Raw genomic sequence first — 15,895 nt, forward strand, 5'->3', positions numbered from 1 at the left:
GTATTACAACTTGCCTGATTGTCCAGAGCGCTCGACGGTGAACGGATCCGGGAGTTGGTTGAGGATGAAGCCGGTTGTTCCAGCAGGAAGCAGGCCGATGGCCCACGTCGTGAGAGGCGTGATGTGAGCCGGGGCGAACAGGTTGTCGTCCTGGACGAAAGGCACCCGCGATCGGACGACGACCCGGTCTCGTGGGCACTCGGCGAGCTGGCTGCCGCGCTCGCGCGGTCCGGCGTTCAGCTCGTGCGGGCGGTCGACGCGCCGGAGCTACCGGCGGAGGGGTTCCGTATCCGGCGGAGCGGAAGTGCGGTGACGATCGCCGCGCCCGACACCCGCGGCGCGATGTACGCCGTGCTCGACATCGTCGACGGCGTCACGTACGCGACCGGCCCGGACGAAGTCGGGGTGCTGGACCGGATCGGCGACCAAGACGGACGACCGGCCAACCGGGTACGGTCCCTCACCCGCATCTTCTCCAGCCGGGCCGAGGACTCCGGGTGGTTCCACGACCGGCGGTTCTGGGACGAGTACCTCACCGACCTCGCGACGCACCGGTTCAACCGCTTCAGCTTCGGCACAGGCCCGGGGAACGACTTCACGATCGACAAGAAAGTGCGCGACTCGTACCTCCAGTTCCTCTACCCCTACGTGGTGACGGTGCCGGGCTACGACGTCGAGATCGACGGAGTCGACGCTGCGGAGCGCGCACGCAACCTCGCCGCCCTGCGGTACGTTGCCCGCGAAACCACTCGGCGCGGCCTGGACTTTCACCTGGGGCTGTGGAACCACGCCTACCGCTACGACCCGGACGACGACGCCGACCCCCTCCGCATCACCGGCATCGACGACACCAACCATGCCGCCTACTGCCGCGACGCCCTCGCCACGCTGCTGGCGGCCGTGCCCGAAATCCGCGGCCTGACCTTCCGGGTCCACGTCGAAGGTGGCATCCGCGAGCCCACCCACGAGTTCTGGCGGGTGGTCCTCTCCCGTCTCGGCGAGTTCCCCGGGCTCACCGACGTGGACTTCCACGCCAAGGGCGTGGGCGAGGAGCTCATCCGCGCGACGCGCGAGTCGGGAAAGCGGGCGACCCTGTCGCCGAAGTACTGGGGTGAACACATGGGGCTGCCCTATCACCAGGCGTCCATCCGCCGGCTCGAACGCGACCCGTCGGAACGGATCGCGGAGCGGGGAACCCGCCTGGCCAATGCCACCGGGCACCACGAATCCGTGACCGGCTGGCAGGAGACCGCACGGCGGAGTTTCACGCGGTACGGGTACGCCGACTTCCTCACCGAGGACCGGCCCTACGAGATCGTCTACCGCGTCTGGCCGGGCACGCAGCGCTTCCTGTCGTGGGGCGATCCGGCCGCGGCGGCCGCGGTCGGCCGCGAAGCCTCCTTCGGGGGAGCCGCGGGCATCGAGTGGTTCGACATGATGACTTTCAAGGGCCGCAAGGACTCCGGGATGCCCGGCGGGCGAGAGTTGTACCGCGACCCCGAGCTGGCACTGGGCCCGCGGGACTGGACCAAACACCGCTACGCCACTCGGCTGCGAGGCCGGCTCGCCTACGACCCGCAAGAAAAACCGGAGTCGTGGCGACGTCACCTGCGCTCGGTGCACGGCGGCGCGTGGCCGGCGGTGGAACGTGCTCTCGCGGCGGCATCCCGCGTGTTGCCACTGGTGTTCACCACCCACGGCCCTTCGACGGCGTGCGCGATGTACTGGCCCGAGATGTACACGAACGTACCGATCGTTCCAGTGCCGCCGGTGGTGGACAACCCGTACGCGGAGCGTGGCTGGCCGCCCGACCTCACCTTCGACTCCAAGCCACCGCACACCTTCGGATCGGTCGGCTCACTCGACCCGGAAGTGTTCGCTGGTGTCGACGAGTACGCCGACCGGTGGCTGGGCGGGACGCCCGACGGCCGCTACTCGCCATGGGATGTCGCCGACCTGTTCGACCGGCTTGCCCGCGACGCCTCTCAGTCGTTGGACGAGGCCGAGACGCTCGCCGGACCCGCGCCAAGCGCCGACTACCGCCGAATCGCCGCGGACGTGCGGATCCTCGCCGGGATCGCGGAGTTCTTCGCGGCCAAGTTCCGCGCGGCCTGGGCGTTCGCCGTGTTCCAGCGAACCGGCGACCGCAATGCGGGCGATCAGGCGGTGGCTCACTACCGGAACGCGCGAGCGGCGTGGGAGCGGGCCGCGGCGGCCGGCGCGGTGTACCGGGACGACCTCGCGTTCGGCGGTGCGGCATTCCAGCGCGGGCACTGGTCCGACCGGTTGGACGCCATCGACGCCGACATCGCCGCGCTGGCGCGGGAGGTCGGCCGCGGAGTGACCGTTCCGCCACGGCTCATCCCGGAGCGCGAGCCGCGCCGGGCAACGGGTTTCACGGTCCGGCACGACACACCGCTCTCGTTCACCGGCGGCAGTGGCGTGCCGGTGCTCGTCCACGCCGACGGTGCCGAGTCCGTGCGGCTGCACTATCGGCCGGTCAACCAGGCCGAGGAATATCGCGTGCTCCCGCTCTCCCCTGCCGGGACGGCCTGGGCCGGTGAGATCCCGGGCGACGACATCCCCGCCGATCGTGCCCTGCAGTACTACGTCGAGGTGATCGCGCCGGACGGCGCGGCGGCGAACCATCCGGACCTCGGACCGGATCTTTGCGGTCGGCCCTACTTCGTGGTTTCACCAGCCAAAAAAGACCCGCCCGGCGACGAACAACGGCCGGACGCACTCAGGAAGGACCTCGCGTGACCACGATCGGATTCATCGGTCTCGGCGTGATGGGAGCGCCCATGGCGGCAAACCTGGTCGACGCCGGCTTCGACGTGATCGGGTACAACCGCTCTCCCGGCAAAAGCCGTGTGCTCGCCGAGAAAGGCGGGCGCACAACCGGCTCGGTCGCCGAGGCCGTCGCCGGCGCGGACGTCGTCATCACCATGCTGCCCGACAGCCCCGACGTCGAGGCTGTCGTCCTCGGCGACGGCGGTGTGCTCGACAATGCCCGTCCGGGGACCCTCCTGATCGATGCCAGCACCATCCGGCCCCAGATCAGCCGCGCGGTCGCCGCAGCTGCGGCCGAACGCGGCGTCCGTGCGCTCGACGCCCCCGTCAGCGGTGGCGAGGCGGGCGCGATCGAAGGCACCCTGTCGATCATGGTGGGCGGCGATGCCGGTGACTTCACCGCCGCAGCGGAGGTGTTCGACGCCGTCGGCAGCACGATCGTGCACGTGGGTCCGGCGGGTGCTGGGCAGACCGTGAAGGCCGCGAACCAGCTGATCGTGGCGGGCCACCTCGAGTTGCTCGCGGAGGCGCTGGTGTTCCTCGACGCGCACGGCGTCGACCTGTCCTCGGCGATCACGGTCCTCGGCGGCGGGCTCGCCGGCAGCAACGTCCTGGCGCGAAAGGCCCCTGGCATGCTCGCCCGCCACTTCGAGCCGGGATTCCGGGTCGACCTGCACCACAAGGACCTCGGCATCGTCGTGGACTCCGCCCGAGCCGCGGGTGTGGCGATTCCGCTGGGAGCGCACGTCGCCGATCTGCTGACCTCGCTGCGCGCGCAGGGCGCCGGTTCACTGGACCACTCCACCCTGCTCCTTCAAGTCGAACAGCTGTCCGGAAAGCACACCGGCTTGAGCACGGCCGAGAGGGCGCCGCGATGACCACCGAACCGACCATCGACGAGAACCGCATCCGCGAACTCGCCGCACAGCTGTCGCTTGCCGAGAAGGTCAGTCTGCTGACCGGCCGCGACTTCTGGAGCACCACACCGCTGCCGTCCATCGGCCTGCGCTCGATCGTCCTCTCCGACGGGCCATCCGGCGTGCGCGGGCCGGTCTGGGACGAGCGCCACCCGTCGATCAACCTCCCGTCCGCGACCGCGCTGTCGTCGTCCTGGGACTCGGCGGTCGCGGCGGAGTACGGCGCCCTCGCGGCGGCGGAGGCGCGGCGCAAAGGCGTCGACGTCATCCTCGGACCGACCATCAACCTGCACCGGTCACCTCTCGGCGGCCGTCATTTCGAGGCCTTCAGCGAGGATCCGGTCCTGACCGCGGCCCTCGCGGCCGCCTACGTGTCAGGCGTGCAGGATGCCGGAGTCGCGGCGACGCCCAAGCACTACGTCGCCAACGATTTCGAGACCGAACGGTTCACCGCGAGCGTCGAGGTGGATGAGCGCACCCTCCGTGAGGTGTACCTCCGGGCTTTCGAGGACGCCGTCACCGATGCGCACGCGTGGGCGCTCATGAGCGCGTACAACGCGATCAACGGTGTGACCGCATCAGAACACGACCTCCTCGAAACCCCGCTCAACAGCGAATGGGGGTTCGACGGAGTCGTCGTCAGCGACTGGACCGGCGTGCGCTCCGTCGCCGCCGCGCGCGCGTCACAGGACCTCGCGATGCCGGGCCCTGAAGGGGCGTGGGGAGACGCGCTCGTGACGGCAGTCGAGGCCGGCGAAGTGACCGAAGCGGCCATCGACCGCAAGGTGGTCCGCATCCTCCGGCTCGCGGCCAGAGTCGGTGCCCTGGCGGACACTGCACCGGTGGATGTCCCACCGGCCGACGGGATCGCGTTCGCCCGCCGTGCCGAAATCGAGGGCGCCGTGCTCGTCGCGAACGACGGCATCCTGCCGCTGGATCCCGCCCCGGCCCGCATCGCCGTGATCGGCCACAACGCCCGGCTGGCCCGCACCCAGGGGGGCGGCAGCGCGACGGTCGTCCCGGAGCGGGTCGTCAGTCCGCTCGACGGTGTCGCCGCGGCGTTCCCGCACTCCCACGTGGACTACGCCCTCGGCGCCGTGGTCCAGGAAGGTCTCGCCGACCTCCCCCTGGCTCAGCTGCGCAATCCCGAGAGCGGAAAGCCAGGGGTGCACCTGCGGCTGCGCGGCGCCGACGACGAAGTCCTGTTCGAAGAGGACCGTTTCGCCACCTCGTTCGTCTGGTTCGGCGGAGACGCCCCCATCGGCCGCGGGCGTGCGCTCGAACTCGTGACCGAGTGGACCCCGACGGAGAGCGCGGACGTCGAAATCGGTTTCAGCGGCGTCGGTCACGGCCGGATCGTCCTGGACGGGAAGACGATCCTCGACACCGACGCGGAGGCCGAAGGCGAAGACCTCGGCGCGGCGATCCTCTCGCCGTCCACGCGGACCACCACGGCACGCGTCGACGCGGGGCGCACGTACGCGCTGACCTATCGGTTCGACTACGCGCCGGTCGCCGGGGGTCTCGAAGGCCTCCTCGCCACCGGCATCGGGCTGGGACCCGACACCACCGACCCCGAGTTGTTGCTGGAGCGCGCCGAGGCCTTGGCGGCGGAGGCCGACGTCGTCGTGCTGGTCCTGGGCACGAACAGCCAGGTCGAGTCCGAAGGACACGACCGCACCACGCTCCGGCTTCCCGGACGGCAGGACGAACTCGCCCACCGCGTGATCGCCGCCAACCCGCGCACCATCGTCGTCGTCAACTCCGGAGCCCCGGTACTGCTGCCCGCGGCCGACGACGCCGCCGCGGTCCTGCTCACCTGGTTCGGTGGGCAGGAGTACGGCACGGCGCTCGGAGACGTCCTACGCGGCACCGAGGAGCCCGGCGGCCGCCTCCCGACGACGTGGCCGCACGCGTTCGAGGACGTCCCCGTCCGGAATGTGGTGCCCCAGGACGGAAAACTCGCCTACGACGAGGGCGTCCACATCGGGTACCGGGCGTGGCTGCGGGCCGGCCGTGAGCCGCGGTACTGGTTCGGGCACGGCGAGGGCTACACGACCTTCGCGGTCGGCCGGCCGCAGGTGGTTCCGGCCGCCGACGGGTTCGAGGTCGTCGTCGAGGTGCGCAACACGGGTGAGCGAGCCGGCAAGCACGTCGTCCAGGTCTACGCCGCGCGGCCGGAGTCGGCGATCGACCGGCCGGCGCGCTGGCTCGCGGGATTCCGCGCGGTGCGCCTCGAACCCCAGGCCACCGCCGAAATCCGGGTCGCCGTGCCACGGCGGGCCTTCGCGCACTGGGACCACGGCTGGGCCTGGGAACCGGGCGAATTCGAACTGGCCATCGCTCGTTCGGCCGGTGACCCCGGCGAGGTCGCGCGCGTGACGATCCAGGAGGACGGCCGATGACCGGGCGGCTCCTGCTGATCACCGAGGCGCCCGTTCCCGGTGACGTGGTCGAAAAACTGCGGGCGATCGCGCCGGATTTCGACATCGTCACCGAGAAGCACCCGCCGGACGACCTCCTCGCTCACGCGGAGGTCGTCGCCGGGCACCTCACGCCGGAACGGTTCGGCATCGCGAAAGCCCTTCGCTGGAACCAGCTTTGGACCGCGGGGGCCGACGCCGACCTCCCACCGCGCGCGGTGGACTCCGACGTCGTGCTGACGACTTCGGCGGGCAACGGCGCCGTCCCGCTGGCCGAGCACGCGCTCCTGCTCATGATGATGCTGAACCGCGATGTGCCGCGGTGGATGGCGGCGCAGGCGGCGCGACGGTGGGACCGTTTCCGCCACGGCGAACTCGCGGGCAGCACCGTCGGCATCGTCGGCATGGGGAAGGCGGGACGGGACCTCGCCGTGAAGTGCCGCGCTTTCCACATGCGCGTGCTCGGGCTCCGCAACCATCAGGAGAGGAGCGCCGACGGGGTCGACAGAATGTTCGGGCCCGCAGACATGACCGAGTTCGCGGCCCTGTGCGACTTCCTCGTCGTAGCGGCACCGCTCACCGAGACCACTCGCGGAATCATCGGCGAATCGGTCTTCGCCGTGATGAAGCCGACCGCATTCGTCGTGAACATATCCAGGGGAGAGATCGTCGACGACGCGGCGATGCTCGCCGCTGTCACCGGCGGGCGCATAGCCGGCGCAGGGCTCGACGCACATTCGGAAGAGCCCCTCCCCGAGGACTCGCCGTGGTGGTCGTTGCCGAACGTAGTGGTCACCCCGCACAACGGCGCAACCACGCCGGAAACGGTCGTCCGCGCAATCGACATCTTCGCCGAGAACGTCGCACGCTACGCCACCGGCCGGCGTCTGCTGAACGTCGTCGACAAGAAGGCCGGGTACGCGCCGGGCTGAGGATGCCGCCGCGCATACGGCCACTTCGGCCGCGACGGTGACACAGGCTCCGCAACGTAGGCGGCGGCGACCTGCCCCTGTGGCACGCCGCCGGCTGAGCCCGGCAGTGAGGGGTTCCCCGGCTGCTGACGCGCTAGGCGAGCAGCAGATTCGCGGTCTCAGCACGTAACCGCGCCAGAGCGTGGACCGCGGACAGCCTGGGCGCAGGAACACCGAGCGCTTCGGCGATAGCGACGACAGCGCCGACGATGGTGTCGATCTCGACCGCCCTGGCCGCCTCGGCGTCCTGCAACATCGAGGTTTTGACTCGGCCGAGCCGACGAGTGAGAACAAGCCGTTCGAGCGGATCGGTTTGCCGGGTCACACCCAGCCGGGCACCGATCCCGGCCAGCTCGGCCATCATCCGCACGAACAGCGCGTTGACGCGCGCGTCGTCGATCAGCCTGTCGGTCGACGCCCCGACGAGCAAGCTCACCGGGTTGAAGCACGCGTTTCCCAGCAGCTTCAACCACACGTCGTCCCTGATGCACGGAGAGGCCACCGCATCGAATCCGGCGGCGGTGAACATGCCCGCGACGGTCGCGACACGCTCACTGGTCCCGCCCTCGATCTCGCCGAACACGATCCGCTCACCCGAGGCATGACGGATCACGCCGGGCTCAGGACAGGAGCTCGCCGGGAACACGACCGAGCCCAGGAGCCGGTCCCGGTGCACCACGGCCAGTGCGCGACTCGGATCGGGCACGTCCGGACGCGCACCCGTCACGGGTGTCACGTACTCGTCGACGAACCACCACGGAAGGCCGTTCAGCACCGGTACGACGATCGGTACCGACGTCAGCATCCCGGCAATCCGCGGGACGAGTCCGGGCAGAGATGGCGCCTTCACCGCGACGACCGCCAGTTCCGCGGGCGGCAGGTCCGCTACCTGGTCAGTCACGGAAGAGGGGTGAACAGTGATCGGGGCAGAGGCACCTTCGATGAGCTGCAGGCCGCGCGCCCGGATGGCCCGCAGCGTTCTGCCCCGGGCGAACACGGACACCTCGTGCCCACTTCGTGCCAGACGTGCTGCGATCAGCCCTCCGATCGCCCCGGCACCGATCACGACGACTTTCACCAAAACCTCCTCGTCCCAGCCAGATGACTCACGTCGGCCGCGGGGAATTTATCCCCAGAGGCCTCCTTGAGTCAATAATGCAGTTTATTAGCCCTTGTTGCCCGACAGGGACTCAGCGCCGCGAACTCCATCGTTAACGCGGCGCAGTCGCCTTCGGTGCCGAACCCCCACAGCGCTCGCAGCGGCCGGCTGAGGCGACGGCCGCAGTCCCATCTTCTTGACCACGAGCCAGACACGACCTACCTTAAAAGTCATAAACATGTTTTAATAGCTCATCTGCTCACCGAGGAGTAGTTCACGTGTTCACGACCATCCAGCTGCACGTCGACGGTCCCGTCGCCGAAGTCGTACTCGACAGGTCCCCAGTCAACGCAGTGTCGCTGACGATGTACGAGGAACTCACCACGGCCTTCCGTGACCTTTCCGAACGGACGGACGTGCACGCGGTGATCCTCCGGTCGGCGAATCCGAAGATGTTCTGCGCCGGCGCCGACATCCGCGAGACGGTGGAGGCGATCAGCCCGGCGGAGTCCGTGTTCGAGCTGCGGCAGCGCTGGGCGAGGACCTGTTACGACGCGATCCTGGACTGTGCGGTGCCGACGATCGCCGTCGTCAACGGTCATGCCCTTGGCGCCGGGGCCGTGCTCGCGGCATGCTGCGACATCAGGTTCGCGGCCGCCGATCTGTCGATCGGGCTGCCGGAGATCAACGCCGGACGGTGCGGCGGGGCCCGCCACCTCGCCCGGCTCGTTCCGCAAGGCAGGCTGCGATTGATGTACTTCACCGGTGAGCCGCTCGACGCCGAGGAGGCGCTTCGGGTCGACCTGGTGCAGTACGTCGGAAAGGACGGCGACGAGCTGGCGGAGGCGCGGGCGCTCGCCGCGAAGATCGCCCGAAAGAGCCCGCTGGGACTGCGGCTGGCGAAGCGGGCCCTCAACGAGTCCGAGGCGATGGGCGTGCGCGAGGGGTACGCCCACGAGCAGAAATACACGATCCGGCTCGCCCAGTCCCCCGACGCGAAGGAAGCCGCGGCGGCCACGCTCGAGAAGCGGGAGCCCCGGTGGTCCTGGCCGGGCGACGGCGCGGCCGCGGTGACGACCGAGGCCGCACCAGCCGCCCGCTGACACCGGTGAACCGGTCCGCCCCTCGAGGACGGACCGGTTCACTTCAGGCGGGCGAGCAGCCTCCGCAGGACGTCGTCGGCCACGGCGCCCGAGCCGTCGTCAGCCTCCCGCAACCCCGTCGGGCTGGTGACGTTGACCTCGATGAGCCGATCGCCGATGACGTCGACGCCGGCGAACGCGATGCCCCGCGCGAGGAGTTCCGTTTGCAGGGCAACGCAGATCTCGCGGTCGCGCGCGGTGAGCGGGGCCGCGGCGGCCGAGGCACCGACCGCCATGTTGCACCGAAAGTCCGGCGCTTGCGCGGTGCGCCGCAGTGCGGCGACCGGCTCGCCGTCGACGGCCAGGATCCTCCGGTCGCTGCCCGTGCCGTCGTCGACGAAGCGCTGCACGATGACATGCCGGCTGCCTCGCGCGGTCCCCGTCTCGATCAACGCGGCGAGGTTCGGGTGGCCACGCTCCAGCAGCAGGACGCCTCGCCCGCCCATGGCGTCCGTGGGCTTGAGGACGGCACGCCCCCACCGTTCGACCGCGCCGGTCAGCTCGACGGCCGAGGCGCTCACCACGGTCTCCGGGATCAGCTCGGGGAAACGCAGCGCGAAGAGCTTTTCGTTGGTGTTGCGCAGTGCTTCGGGATGATTGGTGACCGCGGTACCTCGGCGCACCGCCACGTCCAGGAGGTAGGTGGCGCGCAGGTAGTCGTCGTTCACCGGCGGATCGGTGCGGACGAGGACGAGGTCCACATCGTCGAGGTCGACGATCGCACCCGGTCCGGCGGTGATCCGCCCGTGTGCGGTGGGCTGGAGTTCCGGCGCGGCCGCCCAGGCCAGAACGTGGCTGTCACGCACGGACAGGTGCCGCATTTCCGTCGTCAGGACCTCGTGCTCGCGCGCGACGGCGGCCCGCATAAGCGCAACCGAGGAGTCGTGGCCGGGATCGAGCCCACCGATCGGGTCGACGACGAAGAGGAGCTTCACGACGCGTCCTTGATTCCGAGCAGCCTCGGCGGGTTCTCGACGAGGATTCGCCGGCGTAGGGCGGCGTCGTCGACCCAATCGCAGAAGGTGTCGGCGAGGTCTGCGACGTCCGGTGCGGACTCCCCCAGCCGCACGAAGGGCCAGTCCGAACCCCAGAGCAGGCGCGATGCGGCGGTCTCGACGAGTGCGTCGTGGAACGGGCGGGCGTCGGCGTAGCCCTGAAGGGGATCACCCACCCGGCACAGGGTGAGTTTCACCCACGCGGCGCCGTCGCGAACGCGGTCGAGCAGGGCGCGAAAGCCCGGGGCGTCCGGGCCCGCGGCGACGTCCGGCTGGCTCAGGTGGTCCAGCACGATGGGGACCCCGGTGCCGGCGAACTCGTCGACGAGCCGGACGCAGTCGTCGAGACCGGCCCAGAGTTGCGCGTGCAGACCGAGTTCTCGCATGACGGGGGCCAGCGTCCGGAACGCCTCGGTGCCGATCGCGCCGGGGAACCGGGCGCCGGTGGCCGGGGCGATGCGCTCGTTGAACCGCAGGCCCAGGACGCCGGCCCGGCGCAGTCGCTCGAGCTCGCCTGCCGGGCAGTCCGCGGACGCCGTGGCGACCCCCACGGCGCGACCGCCGGAGGCCGCGACCGCATTCTCCAGCGCGCCTGAATCGGTGCCGTAGGGCGCGGGCTGCACGAGCATCCCGCAGGTAACGCCGGTGCGATCGAGCATGTCGAGGTAGGTGCCGGGCGGCGCGTCCGGCAGGGCGTAGGTGGAGGGACCGGCCGGAAAGCGGTCGAACGGCCCGAAGACGTGGGCATGGCAGTCCCACGCACCGGCGGGGAAAGCGCGTGCCGCGCGGACCGGCATCCGTGGCCGGACCATCTCGGCGCCGTCGGGGTGAGCGGCCATGGATCAGCCCGCCGTCCGCGCTGCCGCCCGGGGAGCCCCGGCGGCGAGTTCGGCCTCCGGCAGGGTCAGGAGCCCCGGCGGACCGTCCACTGTGGGCAGTGGCGGGGCTTCGCCGCCCGGCAAGGGGATGCGGTGGACGTTCAGGGTCATGGCGACCAGCGTGTAGTAGCCGACCACGGAGGACAGCTCGACGATCCCGACGGTGCCCCAGCGCCGCCAGATCCGGTGGTAGACCTCGTCGGCGACATCTCCGGTCTCCTGTAGCGTGCGCGCGAACTCGTAGACGTCGTAGGCGTCCTGGTCGGCGAAGACCGGGGCCACCCCGTCCCGCAGGGCATCGACGACGTCCGGCGCGAGGCCGGCGTCGAGCGCCGCCCGCACGTGGATGGACCATTCGAGCTGGGCGGTCCACCGGCGGGCCACGACGAGGATCGCCAGCTCGTTGAGCCGGTCGGGCAGGCTGGTGTCGTACCTGAGGATCTCGCCGAACCGCTGCCAGCGGTCAGCCAGGTCGGGACGGTGCAGCGACGCCCGCAGCGGTCCGACCAGGCGGGCGCGGGGTCCGTCCACGATCTGGCGATAGACCCGTTCCTGCTCCGGGGTCATCACCTCGGGGTCGAACAGGGGGATGCGAGGCACGAAGACTCTCCTGGTTCTCACTCGCCGCCACGCGGGCGGCCCGTCCGGTGGGTCAGGGGTTGTGGCCGGATACGGCCTCGGCGCCGAGCTCACGGGCGATCTCGTCGTCGTGCTGGCCCAGCAGTGGCGGGGCCGCGGCGAAGTCCAGTGCCGCGTTGCGGAAGCGGAGCGGGCTGACCACCTGCGGAACGGCGCCTTCCGCGGGATGCGGCAGCTGCCGCACCATCCCCCGGTGCCGCACCTGCTCGTCGGCCAGTGCCATCGGCACCGTGTTGATCGGCCCGCAGGGGACCGACCGAACGCCGAGTTCGCGCAGCCAGTGCGAGAGCTCGCCGCCGGCCAGCGTCCGCCGGATCCGGGACGTGAGTGCCTCGACGTTGCGCACGCGAGCCTCGTTGGTGGCGTAGTCCGGATCGGCCGCGAGTTCGGGGAAGCCGAGTGCCTCGCAGAACCGGGTGAACTGGGCGTCGTTGCCGACCGCGACGACGAGATGGCCGTCGCGGCACGGGTAGACGTCCTGAGGCTGGATGTTCGGGTGGCGGTTGCCGCGGCGGACCGGAACTTCGCCGGAGATCAGGTGGTTCATCGCCTGGTTCGCGAGAACACCGACCTGGACGTCCAGCATCGCGAGGTCGATGTGGTCGCCCTCGCCGGTGCGGTCGCGGTGGGCGAGCGCGGCGAGCACCCCCGTCGCGGCGTACATCCCGGTGAACAGGTCCACGATCGGCACGCCGACCTTCTGCGGACCGCCTCCCGGCCGGTCGTCGGGCTCGCCCGTGACGCTCATCAGCCCGCCCATGGCCTGGATCATGAAGTCGTAGGCGGCCTGGTCGCGGCGAGGGCCGTCCTGGCCGAAGCCGGTGATCGAGCAGTAGACGATGTCGGGTTTGACCGCGCGCAGATCTTCGTAGCCGAGCCCGTACCGGTCCAGGGTGCCGGCCTTGAAGTTCTCGAGCACGATGTCGCTGGTGGCTGCGAGCCGGCGGACCAGGTCGCGGCCCTCGATCGTGGCGATGTCCGCGGTGACCGAGCGCTTGCCGCGGTTGGCGGACAGGAAGTATCCGGACTCCGAGCCGAGGAACGGCGGCCCCCACGAGCGGGTGTCGTCGCCGGTGCCGGGCCGTTCGACCTTGATCACGTCCGCGCCGAGATCGGCCAGCACCTGCCCGGCCCACGGGCCGGCCATGATCCGGCTGAGGTCGAGCACGCGCACGTGCGTGAGCGGCCCCGTCATGACGCGGTCCCGCCGGGGACCGCGGCGGCGTCGTCGACGATCTCCGTGGCCCGCATCGACGGGCGGGCCGACACCTCGGCGTGCCAGGCGGCGAGGTTCGGCCGCCCGGCGCGCCAGTCCAGGACCGGCCACCGGAAGTCCAGGTGCGCCAGCGCGATCGCGATCGACACCCGGCCGATGTCGAACCGCTCACCGAGCTCACCGGCGAGGGACTCGAGGTGGTCGAGCGTGGTCGTGACCTTGAGCCCGAACGCGTCGAGGTAGGGGTCGGCCGCGTCGTGGGCGAGTCCGCGGTCCCGGTGCCAGTTCCGCCAGATGAGCAGCAGGTCGAGCAGGCCGTCGCCGAGAGCCTGCAGGGTGGTCGCGCGGAAGTAGGCGTCGGCGTCCCGGGGGTAGATCGCCTCGGTGCCGGCGCGGCGCGCGAGGTACTCGCAGATCACCCGCGAGTCGAACAGGATCCGCCCGTCGTCGAGCAGCAGGGTGGGGATCTTGTTGAGCGGGTTGGCTCGCAGGACCTCGGGATTGGGTTCGGACATCTGCACCGGAGTGCGTACCGTCTCCACCTCGTCGACCTGGCCGGTTTCGTGCAGCACGACCATGACCTTGCGGACGAACGGTGACTTCGGGGACCAGAACAGTCGCACCAGCAGGCTCCTAAACAAATAACATAGCTTTATGACTTTTAAGGTAGACGAAGATCCATGACAACCGCAACCCGAGGAGGTTTCAGGCGCTGACGGAGATGTCCAGGCGGACGACGTCGCCGCGGTACATGCCGTCGCCCACGAACACGACCACACCGTCGGCGTCGACCGCGGTTCGCGAGACCCGCGCGATCGGTGAGTTGAGCGGCACGTCGAGGTCGCTGCTGAGCTCCACGTCGGCCGTCACGATCGTGAGGGTCTGGTGGACCGTGGCCAGGTGCAGGCCCGGCATTTCCTTAAGGATCCGCAGCGTGGTGTTCTCGGCCAGCTGCTCGTCGGTGATGCGGGCGGCCCAGCGCTCCTCGACGTAGGCGTCGCCAAGGTAGTACCGGCGTCCGTCGCGTGAGTGACGCCGTCGCCAATGCCGGTAGGACGGCGCGAGCGTTCCGCCGACGTGCTCGACGTGCGGCGGCTGGACACCGGCCTCTGTCGAGAGCAGTTCGACGTCGACTCCCGGCGGGGACAGCAGCAGGCCGTTCCAGTCGGTGGGAACCTCGCACCACAGGTCCTGCTGCGGCCGGCGGGTCACGAACGTGCCTTTGGCGCGGAACCGCTCGATCAACCCGGCTTCCTCCAGCATCCCGAGGGCCTGGCGGACGGTCGCCGGCGCGACCTTCCACTCTTCGGCGAGCTCGACAACGGTGGGAATGCGCTTGCCCACGGTCCAGTGACCGGATTCGATGCGGCGGCGGAAGATCGTGGCCAGCTGGTTGTAGCGGGACACGCCTGCGCTGCTGTTGCCGTGCGGGTTGAGCGCCATGTCCGCCATTGTGGCAGGCCGGCCGGCCCGGCGGGCCGGCCGCGAGTCCGGGCGGGTCATCGGCGCGCCGGGCGGACCAGCAGGAACATCACCAGGGCTCCGATCCCGAGGACCGCGCCGTAGAGCAGCTGGTTGTACACCTGGGTGCCGGTCGTGCTGCTCAGCCAGCCGGTGACGGCGGGGGTGATCAGGTTCCCGATGCCGGCGAAGGCGGTGATGGTGGCGATCCCGCCCGCGGCCGCGGTGCCGGCGAGCATGGCCGACGGCATGCTCCAGAACGGCCCCATCGCCCCCATCGTTCCCACCGCGATCACGGTCAGGACGGCGAGCGCGAGCCACGTCTGGTGTGCGGCCACCGGGAGCAGCAGCCAGCCCGCGGCCCCGACGAGGGCGAAGCTTCCGGCGTGCCGGCGCCGCTCCTGGGTCCGGTCGGAGTGGCGGGCGTTGAGGTACTGCACGACGACCGCCGCCAGGAACGGAACGGCACTCACCACGCCGATCTGCGCCACGCTGAGTGTGCCCGCACCCTTCAGGATCGTCGGCAGCCACAGGAACAGGCCGCTCGTGCTGGTCATGATGCCGAATCCGAGCGCGGCCAGGCCCCAGAACCGGCGGTCGCGCAAGGCGGCGGCGTAGGAGTGCGGAACCTTCTCGCCCCGGGGCCGGTCGCGCTCCAGCTCCCCCGCCACGAAGGCGCGCTCCGCCGGCGTCAACCAGCGCGCCGACTCGGGCCGGTCACTCAGCACGAAGAACGCCACGACGCCCAGGACGCAGGCGGGAAGGCCCTCCACGACGAACAGCCACTGCCAGCCGTCCAGGCCCCACGCCCCGTCGAGGGCGTGCATGATGCCGCCGGACATCGGGCCACCGACGACGCCGGAGATCCCCATCGAGGCCAGGAAGATCGCCATCACACTCGCCCGCCGTGCGGACGGGATCCAGTAGGACAGGTACAGCAGCACGCCGGGGAAGAAGCCGGCCTCGAAGACGCCGAGCAGCAGCCGCAGCGTGTAGAAGTGCCACGGCGCCACCATGAAGGCGGCCGCCGCCGACGCGAGCCCCCACGGGATCATGATCCGCAGGAGCGTCTTGCGAGCACCGACCTTGTGGAGCATCAGGTTGCTCGGCACCTCGAACAGCACGTAGCCCAGGTAGAAAAGCGACGCCCCGAGCCCGAACACCGCGTCGGAGAACCCTAGCGGGCCCGCGAACTCGAGCTTCGCGAAGCCGATGTTCGACCGGTCGACGAAAGCGACCACGTAACACACCACGAGCAACGGCAGGATCCGCCACTTGATCGTGCGGTAGACGGCGTCCCGCCGCTGCTCTTCCAGCCCACCGGCCACGGACGCCGGCGTCGTGTCCATCGTCACCGGAAC

General features: G+C 70.3%; 13 protein-coding genes. 5 read left to right on the top strand and 8 right to left on the bottom strand.

What is annotated here, in order from left to right; translation table 11 throughout:
* Positions 1-309: 309 nt before the first annotated feature.
* From ISP_RS37585 to ISP_RS37600, 4 genes are read left to right on the top strand one after another with little or no spacing between them, the layout of a single operon-like run.
* On the top strand, positions 310-2,763 hold the full coding sequence (locus tag ISP_RS37585; protein ID WP_265049880.1) for a hypothetical protein: 2,454 nt from the start codon (positions 310-312) through the stop codon (positions 2,761-2,763).
* Positions 2,670-3,671 carry a 2-hydroxy-3-oxopropionate reductase gene (locus ISP_RS37590; RefSeq protein ID WP_326938645.1) on the top strand — a complete coding sequence of 334 codons (1,002 nt, stop codon included), beginning with the start codon at positions 2,670-2,672 and terminating at the stop codon, positions 3,669-3,671. The genes ISP_RS37585 and ISP_RS37590 overlap by 94 nt, the downstream gene beginning before the upstream one ends.
* Complete coding sequence (locus ISP_RS37595) at positions 3,668-6,115, top strand: beta-glucosidase family protein (protein WP_013229028.1); 2,448 nt, start codon at positions 3,668-3,670, stop codon at positions 6,113-6,115. Before ISP_RS37590 ends, ISP_RS37595 begins: the two co-directional genes overlap by 4 nt.
* Complete coding sequence (locus ISP_RS37600) at positions 6,112-7,065, top strand: D-2-hydroxyacid dehydrogenase (protein WP_013229029.1); 954 nt, start codon at positions 6,112-6,114, stop codon at positions 7,063-7,065. The genes ISP_RS37595 and ISP_RS37600 overlap by 4 nt, the downstream gene beginning before the upstream one ends.
* A 133-nt stretch (positions 7,066-7,198) precedes the next feature.
* Here ISP_RS37600 and ISP_RS37605 read toward each other — a convergent pair whose 3' ends face one another.
* Positions 7,199-8,182, bottom strand: coding sequence for a ketopantoate reductase family protein (locus tag ISP_RS37605; RefSeq protein ID WP_013229030.1), 984 nt, complete (start codon positions 8,180-8,182; stop codon positions 7,199-7,201).
* Between the two features lie 299 nt (positions 8,183-8,481).
* Here ISP_RS37605 and ISP_RS37610 point away from each other — a divergent pair, with 299 nt between their 5' ends.
* Entirely contained in the window at positions 8,482-9,306 is an 825-nt protein-coding gene (locus ISP_RS37610; RefSeq protein ID WP_013229031.1) for an enoyl-CoA hydratase-related protein, read from the top strand.
* Positions 9,307-9,344: 38 nt separating this feature from the next.
* Here ISP_RS37610 and gshB read toward each other — a convergent pair whose 3' ends face one another.
* From gshB to ISP_RS37645, 7 genes are all read right to left on the bottom strand, one after another.
* Positions 9,345-10,280, bottom strand: coding sequence for a glutathione synthase (gshB, locus tag ISP_RS37615; RefSeq protein ID WP_013229032.1), 936 nt, complete (start codon positions 10,278-10,280; stop codon positions 9,345-9,347).
* Positions 10,277-11,179, bottom strand: a complete 903-nt coding sequence (locus ISP_RS37620; protein WP_013229033.1) for an amidohydrolase family protein — start codon at positions 11,177-11,179, stop codon at positions 10,277-10,279. The genes gshB and ISP_RS37620 overlap by 4 nt, the downstream gene beginning before the upstream one ends.
* A 3-nt stretch (positions 11,180-11,182) precedes the next feature.
* On the bottom strand, positions 11,183-11,818 hold the full coding sequence (locus ISP_RS37625) for a carboxymuconolactone decarboxylase family protein (RefSeq protein WP_013229034.1): 636 nt from the start codon (positions 11,816-11,818) through the stop codon (positions 11,183-11,185).
* A 52-nt stretch (positions 11,819-11,870) separates the two neighbouring features.
* On the bottom strand, positions 11,871-13,052 hold the full coding sequence (locus ISP_RS37630; protein WP_013229035.1) for a CaiB/BaiF CoA transferase family protein: 1,182 nt from the start codon (positions 13,050-13,052) through the stop codon (positions 11,871-11,873).
* Positions 13,049-13,696, bottom strand: coding sequence for a glutathione S-transferase (locus ISP_RS37635; protein WP_013229036.1), 648 nt, complete (start codon positions 13,694-13,696; stop codon positions 13,049-13,051). Before ISP_RS37635 ends, ISP_RS37630 begins: the two co-directional genes overlap by 4 nt.
* Positions 13,697-13,778: 82 nt before the next feature.
* Positions 13,779-14,516, bottom strand: coding sequence for a GntR family transcriptional regulator (locus ISP_RS37640; RefSeq protein ID WP_014467592.1), 738 nt, complete (start codon positions 14,514-14,516; stop codon positions 13,779-13,781).
* Between the two features lie 56 nt (positions 14,517-14,572).
* Positions 14,573-15,883, bottom strand: a complete 1,311-nt coding sequence (locus ISP_RS37645) for an MFS transporter (protein ID WP_230468977.1) — start codon at positions 15,881-15,883, stop codon at positions 14,573-14,575.
* Between the last annotated feature and the right edge of the window lie 12 nt (positions 15,884-15,895).

Origin of the sequence: Amycolatopsis mediterranei, assembly GCF_026017845.1 — a bacterium.
In the GTDB taxonomy this organism is placed as follows: domain Bacteria; phylum Actinomycetota; class Actinomycetes; order Mycobacteriales; family Pseudonocardiaceae; genus Amycolatopsis; species Amycolatopsis mediterranei.

Bases quoted from the DNA above. Each gene is read 5' to 3' on its own strand.
- ISP_RS37595 (WP_013229028.1), top strand. From the start codon at position 3,668: ATGACCACCGAACCGACCATCGACGAGAACCGCATCCGCGAACTCGCC.
- ISP_RS37600 (WP_013229029.1), top strand. From the start codon at position 6,112: ATGACCGGGCGGCTCCTGCTGATCACCGAGGCGCCCGTTCCCGGTGAC.
- ISP_RS37620 (WP_013229033.1), bottom strand. From the start codon at position 11,179: ATGGCCGCTCACCCCGACGGCGCCGAGATGGTCCGGCCACGGATGCCG.
- ISP_RS37630 (WP_013229035.1), bottom strand. From the start codon at position 13,052: ATGACGGGGCCGCTCACGCACGTGCGCGTGCTCGACCTCAGCCGGATC.
- ISP_RS37640 (WP_014467592.1), bottom strand. From the start codon at position 14,516: ATGGCGCTCAACCCGCACGGCAACAGCAGCGCAGGCGTGTCCCGCTAC.
- ISP_RS37645 (WP_230468977.1), bottom strand. From the start codon at position 15,883: ATGGACACGACGCCGGCGTCCGTGGCCGGTGGGCTGGAAGAGCAGCGG.